General features: G+C 38.2%; 2 protein-coding genes. Both read left to right on the top strand.

Features of this window, described 5'->3' with window-relative positions:
* Nucleotides 1-453 precede the first annotated feature (453 nt).
* Nucleotides 454-1,758 (top strand): group II intron reverse transcriptase/maturase, encoded by a 1,305-nt coding sequence (gene ltrA / locus QZ076_RS21910; protein ID WP_022045343.1) that lies wholly within the window; start codon nucleotides 454-456, stop codon nucleotides 1,756-1,758.
* A 453-nt stretch (nucleotides 1,759-2,211) separates the two neighbouring features.
* On the top strand, nucleotides 2,212-2,435 hold a 224-nt coding region (locus QZ076_RS21905; RefSeq protein WP_293717232.1), incomplete at its 3' end, for a hypothetical protein.

Below are 2,435 nucleotides of genomic sequence, written 5' to 3'. Positions count from 1 at the left end.
TTACCGCCAAGTGTAGTGAACCACAAGTCGGTACCAGTAATGGTATGGATGAAGGAAGTGGTGTAACAAAGTTCTTGAGCCTACGTACAGAAACTTGATAAGGCGATTAGGTGGGTAAGGTTGCTAGACAAACCAAAGCCCAAAAGGTAAACGTAAACCGAAGTTGTAAATCAAGAGGTTGTGGAACGAAAGATTAGCGTCTTACCTCGGGAGACCCTACTCACATACTGAAAGGTATGGTCGAAAAAAGGTTTAGAGAGGGAGTCAGATGATGTCATAGTAGGCGAAAGCCGAAGGACTGAAACGATTTATAGTACGAATCGTTATGTTTAAAATAATACATGAGCCAGAAATCGAGTGGACAGGAAAAGTAGGAACGTAACCGAGGAATACTGTTTATACTTAGAGGGGTGTTATGTATGAATTTTAGGATAAGTCAGAGGAGTAACAACAATGGAATTGATTGAAGTGATCTTGTCAAAAGAAAATCTGAACAGAGCCTATAAAAAGGTAGTTGCCAATAAAGGTGCGAGTGGTGTTGATGGAGTTACTGTAGAAGAACTGGGAGATTATATAAGGAAGAACAGAGAGAAAATCGTTACATCTCTTAGAAACAGAACATATATACCGAAACCAGTCCGAAGAGTATACATTCCGAAAGACAATGGTAAGAAAAGACCATTGGGAATACCCACAGCACTTGACAGAACTATCCAGCAGGCAATAGCACAGCCTATATCTGATATTTATGAAGAGATATTCAGTGACTATAGTTATGGATTCAGAGCCGGAAGAAGTTGTCATGATGCCATTCGACAGGCATTGGAATACTTGAATGATGGGTATGAATGGGTAGTGGATATAGATATAGAACAGTTTTTTGACAAGGTAAATCACGACAAATTAATTCAGATACTAAGAGAACAAGTAAATGACAGTACCACATTAAATCTGATTCGGAAATATCTGAAAGCAGGTGTAATGGAAAACGGCTTGGAAAAAGCAACTATTACCGGCGTGCCGCAAGGAGGTCCTCTTTCAGTCGTATGTTCAAATGTCTACTTGGACAAGCTGGACAAAGAACTGGAACATAGAGGACTCCGCTTTACAAGGTATGCAGATGATGTATTAATTTTCACTAAAAGTGAAATGGCGGCTAACCGGGTGATGAACTCCATAAGTGATTGGCTGGAACGGAAACTATTTCTAAAAGTAAATGCAACAAAAACGAAAGTAGTCAGACCGATGCGAAGCAAATACCTAGGATTCACATTTCTGAAAAACGGTGGAGAGTGGAAAGTAAAACCTACCAATGAAAAGAAAAAGAAGCTTAAAAAGAAGCTGTGTGAATATCTGAAGAGAGGGAAAGCAATAGCAAGACCTCTTGTGGTTACAATCAAGCGAGTAAATGAGATTGTGCGAGGATGGATTAATTACTTTAGAATCGGGTTGATGAAGCAATTTGTGGAAGAGCTTGGACAGTGGCTAAGACACAAAATAAGAATGATAGTCATGAAGCAATGGAAGAAGCCGAAAACCATCTACAGAAACCTAAGTTATCTAAACTGGAAGAACCGAAACGGATACAGTCAGGAAGATATTCATAAAGTTGCGAATTCAAGACTTGGGTGGTATAGAAGAAGTGGAATGAACGTGGTGAATTTCATTATCAGTAAAGATTTACTTGAAAATAGGATAAAAGATGGAGCTGGTCTGCTCAATCCCTTATCCTATTACTTAGCAAAAGTTGGAATATAAGTTGTAGAGCCGTATACGAGATCCGTACGTACGGTTCAATGGGAGGGGCGAGATAATTATTCTCCCTCTACCCTATTTTACTCGTTTATCGCGTTAAAGTATAGTAGTGTTAAAATATAAAAATACCAAGGAGGAAAAGTTATGGGAAAAGGTTTTGGACAGCATCGGAACATTGCAGCAGACAGTGAATGAATTTCAGATAAAAATTGTTCGTGAAATAAAAACAACTTAATAAAAACAGAAAATGCGGTCATATTTATGAAAAAAATATTTCATGAATATGACCGCTTTATTGTTTGAAAAACGAAAGATATAAAAGAAAACATACATTATTGTCCGACAATATTATGTAAAACGAACAATAGACAAATTATCAGACAATAGAACGAAAAAAATGATTTACAAGCGGCGGTTATAGGAGTAAAATGAGAATCAGTTAAGAAAAAGCAACTCATGAATGATTTACAACGAAAGGATAGTTCTATGAAAGAGCAATGGAATGAGAGCACAGCAACCGCCAAAGGATTATATGATCCGAGTTTCGAACATGATAACTGCGGAATTGGTGCTGTGGTAAACATCAAAGGTATCAAGACCCACCAGACCGTGGAAAATGCCTTGAAAATTGTTGAGAACTTAAAGCATAGAGCCGGAAAAGATGCCGACGGAAAGACCGG

This window comes from uncultured Parabacteroides sp. (assembly GCF_905196875.1).
Classification (GTDB): domain Bacteria; phylum Bacteroidota; class Bacteroidia; order Bacteroidales; family Tannerellaceae; genus Parabacteroides.
Note: the sequence above shows the minus strand (reverse complement) of the source record. Positions and strands in the feature narration are given on the sequence as shown.